This window comes from Terriglobia bacterium, assembly GCA_036496425.1.
Lineage (GTDB): Bacteria > Acidobacteriota > Terriglobia > 20CM-2-55-15 > 20CM-2-55-15 > 20CM-2-55-15.
On record DASXLG010000236.1, the window covers coordinates 1 to 4,285 of the forward strand.

Annotated in this window: 7 protein-coding genes; 3 read left to right on the top strand and 4 right to left on the bottom strand. The window is 56.0% G+C overall.

Annotation, left to right across the window (positions count from 1 at the left end; genetic code table 11):
* Positions 1–150: 150 nt before the first annotated feature.
* Both dapF and VGK48_16605 read right to left on the bottom strand, forming a co-directional pair.
* A complete protein-coding gene (gene dapF / locus VGK48_16600; protein ID HEY2382797.1) occupies positions 151–1,008 on the bottom strand; it encodes a diaminopimelate epimerase in 858 nt (285 codons plus the stop codon).
* Entirely contained in the window at positions 1,005–1,679 is a 675-nt protein-coding gene (locus VGK48_16605) for an MgtC/SapB family protein (protein ID HEY2382798.1), read from the bottom strand. The genes dapF and VGK48_16605 overlap by 4 nt, the downstream gene beginning before the upstream one ends.
* A 96-nt stretch (positions 1,680–1,775) precedes the next feature.
* On the opposite strand from VGK48_16605, the gene VGK48_16610 reads away from it, so the two are divergent.
* From VGK48_16610 to VGK48_16620, 3 genes are read left to right on the top strand one after another with little or no spacing between them, the layout of a single operon-like run.
* Positions 1,776–2,828, top strand: a complete 1,053-nt coding sequence (locus VGK48_16610; GenBank protein HEY2382799.1) for a YpdA family putative bacillithiol disulfide reductase — start codon at positions 1,776–1,778, stop codon at positions 2,826–2,828.
* Entirely contained in the window at positions 2,767–3,324 is a 558-nt protein-coding gene (locus VGK48_16615) for an addiction module protein (GenBank protein ID HEY2382800.1), read from the top strand. Before VGK48_16610 ends, VGK48_16615 begins: the two co-directional genes overlap by 62 nt.
* Positions 3,321–3,614: a type II toxin-antitoxin system RelE/ParE family toxin gene (locus VGK48_16620; protein ID HEY2382801.1), complete on the top strand. Its 294-nt coding sequence runs from the start codon at positions 3,321–3,323 to the stop codon at positions 3,612–3,614. Before VGK48_16615 ends, VGK48_16620 begins: the two co-directional genes overlap by 4 nt.
* A gap of 128 nt (positions 3,615–3,742) precedes the next feature.
* Here VGK48_16620 and VGK48_16625 read toward each other — a convergent pair whose 3' ends face one another.
* Positions 3,743–3,955, bottom strand: coding sequence for a hypothetical protein (locus VGK48_16625; GenBank protein HEY2382802.1), 213 nt, complete (start codon positions 3,953–3,955; stop codon positions 3,743–3,745).
* A 62-nt stretch (positions 3,956–4,017) separates the two neighbouring features.
* Positions 4,018–4,285: winged helix-turn-helix domain-containing protein (locus VGK48_16630; protein HEY2382803.1), on the bottom strand; the 268-nt coding region annotated here is incomplete at its 5' end.

The following is a 4,285-nucleotide window of genomic DNA, read 5'->3' on the forward strand; positions in this document are numbered from 1 at the left end:
ACGCATGGCATGGGATGCGGTCGAGATGTGGCCGACGGAACGAGTCGAAGAATTTTTCGGAATCAAGATTCACGACAAATACGAAGACGCGGTCATACACCACGCCGAGAAGAATTAGCCGCAGATGACGCAGATGACGCAGCTGACGACTTAAATGCTCCTATCTGCGTCATCCGCGTTATCTGCGGCTGAATAATTCCCTTCCGCCACAATTGTGGCTGTCGACGTCAGTTTCAGCCGCCCGCCTTCAGGCCATTCCACAATCAGGTCCCCGGCCTTGGCATGCACTGTCACCTTCCGGTCCGTTTTCCCATTCAGGATGCACGCGACAACCGCTCCGCACGACCCGGTTCCGGACGCATTTGAATATCCGACGCCGCGTTCCCAGAACCGCACGTTGGCTTCACTATTGTTCAGCACTTGAATGAATTCGACATTCGTACGGTTTGGAAATGCAGGATGGCGCTCAAGCAGCGGCCCGATCTTTTCCACGTACGCATCATCTACGGCGTCGACAAAAAGCGAACAGTGCGGATTTCCGGTCGAACATGCGCTGATGGAAAAGGTCTGTCCGCCCGCCCGCAAGGGATAGGCAACGACGCGTTCGATCGGCGACGCGGGCACGAAAGGTATCTCCGCCGGGGCGAGTCTGGGCTCTCCCATGTCTGCCTCGTACTGCCGGCCGATATGCCGCAGTGTGTACAGACCTGAGATGGTTTCGAGACGGATTTCGTCTTTCTTCCACCGGCCCGACTCAATCAAATAGGCGGCCAGGCAACGGAGTCCATTTCCCGAACACTCGGCCTCGCCGCCGTCCTGGTTGAAGATCCTGAGCGTGAATACATCGCCGCCGGCCTTCCACAAGATCAGTCCGTCGGCTCCGATTCCGAAATGACGGTCGCAAATCCGCTGCGTCAGCCGCGGATAATCACCTGGAACTTTGTCTGTGTTTTCGACCAGGAGGAAATCGTTTCCAAGGCCATGGGTTTTCACAAAAGGTATCGTCACAACGAGCCGCCATTCGGTCCGGAGGATACAATCGCAGGGGCCTCGCCGGCGCTGGTGCCGGTTTCGACCTGGGTGATTTCGGGAATCTCGGAAAGACGTTGAATGATTTTCAAATTCTTGTCCCGTGCAATCAAAAGATTGAACCAGACCTGATAATTTACCTCGTGTTTCTTGAAGTTAAAGCTCACGGCGGTCACAGCACTCTCCTGCAGAATGCGATTGATGGACGTGAGTGCTCCTTGAAGATCGGTTACCACAAGCGCGTAACTGTATGACCTTCTGCCTTGAATCCGGTCTTCGAGAAACGACAGGAAATACAACGTGACGAGGCTCATCGCGGTCGTAAATATTGCGACCGTGTACATTCCAGAGCCCAGCGCCATTCCTACGCCGGCCACCACCCAGATTGTCGCCGCCGTGGTGAGTCCAAGGACAAAGCCGTGCGAATGCAGCACCGAGCCGGCGCCGAGAAAGCCGATTCCGGTAATGATCTGGGCGCCGATGCGCGTATCGCCGAAAGCGGTTGAAATGCTCATGAATAATGTCGAACCGACACAAATCAGAATATTGGTTCGGAGTCCGGCAGGTTTGTCGCGGATTTGCCGCTCAATACCGATGACTCCCCCGAGTAGAGCTGCCAGCAACAGCTTGATTGGAATCGATGCATCCATCAGAAATTATTTCTATTTGTGTTCGGCGCGCCAGGCATCCCGCAAAATCATCTCAATTGCACTATGTTAACGCAACAGATGGGTTAGTCTGTAGCCATGACGGAGTCATTCGACGTTGTCGTTATCGGCGCCGGCCCCACTGGTCTGGCGTGCGCGATCGAAGCGCAGAAGGCGGGCTTCCGCGCCATCAATGTGGACAAGGGTTGCCTGGTCAATTCTCTCTACAACTATCCGGCCAACATGATTTTTTTCACCACGCCGGAGCTGCTCGAGATCGGGGACATCCCCTTCACGACGGCGCACCAGAAACCGACGCGCTCGGAAGCGCTCGAGTATTACCGCAAGGTGTCCGAGCACTACCGGCTGGAAGTCCGTCAGTATGAAAACGTGGAGAGGATTACAGGCGCCGACGGCAGGTTTGTCATTCAGACCGTCGATCGCACTTCCTCCGCGCGCCAATACGCCGCGCGCAAAATCGTAATTGCGACGGGTTTTTACGATCTGCCGAATATGATGGGTATCCCGGGTGAAGATCTTCCGAAGGTCCATCACTATTATGGCGAGCCGCATCCCTACTTCGATGCAGACGTGGCCGTCATCGGCGCCAAAAACTCGGCCGCCATTGCCGCGCTCGAACTGTGGCGTCACGGAGCCCGGGTGACGCTCGTGCATCGGGGACCGGTCATCCATCAGAACGTGAAGTACTGGATCAAGCCGGACATCGAGAACCGTATCAAGAACGGGGAAGTGACCGCGCACTTCAACACCATCGTGAGGGAAATCACGCCCACCACGATCGTTCTGGATACGCCGGAGGGCGAACTGACGCTCAAGAACGATTTCGTCCTGGCGCTCACCGGCTATCATCCGGACCTCGACTTCCTCCGCCAGACCGGCATCGAGATCGGCCCGCCGCCGGATTGCCGCCCTTCGGTCAATGCCGAGACACTCGAAACCAACATCCCGGGTATCTATCTCGGCGGCGTCGTCGTTGCCGGAAACCGGACGGCCGAAATCTTCATCGAGAACGGCCGTTTCCACGGCCGCGAGATCGCCGCCGACCTCAAACGCAAACTGGGGGGGGCGGATGGCTCGGTCGAAGTTTCGCGGGAGAGAAAAAGCCGGCAGACGCTTCAATCGGCAGAGTGATGCGGCGAAAGAAGCGGAAACTGACTCCGACGCCAGAGCGGAAGAAGAACTATTGTTGCCGCAGGAATCGGAAACCCATCAGCCGCTGCGGCTTATCGAATTTTCCCGCAATTTTGAACAGAGACTGAATGTTGTGCCGCGCATTGATCGCGGGGCCAGCAGCGGCGACGTTGTTGTGCAACCCGAGAAAACAACCGGGCGTCCTCCTCTCCATTTCACGCTGAACCAAGACACACCCGCTTCGCGCCCGCCTGGGACATCGAGATATACTGCAATCATGTCGATAAAGCTTCCGCTGAACGAGATGACCCTTCAAGAAAAGCTTGCTGCTATGGAGGCGCTATGGGAAGACCTGTCAAGATCTCCCGGGGCGATCAAGTCACCAGAATGGCACAAGGAGATTCTTGATGAGCGCCGAAAGCGAGTTGACGACGGAGCAGCCCAATTTGAGGATTGGGATCAGGTAAAGGTCAGGATGCGCGAGAAGCTTCGGTGAGAATCGAGATCCTCGATGAGGCCGAAGCGGACTTGGTCGAGGGTTTTCACTTTTATGAACATCAGGAAACCGGACTCGGTTCGTATTTCCTGAATTCGCTCTCCTCCGACATCGACTCGCTCCTTTTTCACGCCGGGATTCACAACGTGGTGTTTGGATATCATCGCTGCCTCGCCGCACAATTTCCCTTCGCCGTTTACTATTCTGTCGAGGGCGATGTGATTCGTCTACAAGCAGTGCTGGATTGCCGCCGCAATCCGTCATGGACGCGAAGACGTCTGCAGGGCTAAACAGAAAGCTGGCCGGTAGTCCGGTACGGCGCCGGGGGCTGGCGGAAAATCGTCGTTTTCGGTTGCAATCCTGGATTGTCAAACGCTCCCCACTGTTTTTGATGGCGTCGTGTCTGACCTAGTGTCATTCAGTCTGCCGTTGATTCCAGCTTCTGTTCAATCTGACTGCCATAAAGGGTAAAGGCTCCGAAGTCGAAGTCGATCTCGTATAGCGTGAGGTCATCGACACCGGTTTCATTTGGAATCACAGCCGTAATGGTGCCCAAAGCGTTCGTCAGTTTTGAATCCGGTACGGCATGGCGCCAGCGGACTCGATCTCCGACTTTAAATAGCATCGGCATTTCACCCGCGTGTACGGACTGGAGAGTAGGTTTAGTGTATCACCTTGGGTGAGTCGCCGGCATCAGCCTTCGGGTTCGGCGACGAAGCGATAGCCAAGTCCCCGGATGGTCAGAAGATGACGTGGCTTGGAAGGGACTTGCTCGATGTATTTCCGGATGCGCACGACGAAGTTGTCGATTGCGCGGGTATCTGTGTCCTCGGCAAGTCCCCACACATCCTCGAGCAGCGATTTGCGCGCAACAATTTCCCCTTCGTGCCGGATCAAGTGGCGCAGAAACTCCGCTTCCATCAACGTCAGCCGGATCGTTCGGGAGCCTGCCCGCAATTCC

Excerpts from the sequence above, each read along its gene's own strand:
- VGK48_16605 (HEY2382798.1), bottom strand. The coding sequence starts at position 1,679 with ATGGATGCATCGATTCCAATCAAGCTGTTGCTGGCAGCTCTACTCGGG.
- VGK48_16610 (HEY2382799.1), top strand. The coding sequence starts at position 1,776 with ATGACGGAGTCATTCGACGTTGTCGTTATCGGCGCCGGCCCCACTGGT.
- VGK48_16615 (HEY2382800.1), top strand. The coding sequence starts at position 2,767 with ATGGCTCGGTCGAAGTTTCGCGGGAGAGAAAAAGCCGGCAGACGCTTC.
- VGK48_16625 (HEY2382802.1), bottom strand. The coding sequence starts at position 3,955 with ATGCCGATGCTATTTAAAGTCGGAGATCGAGTCCGCTGGCGCCATGCC.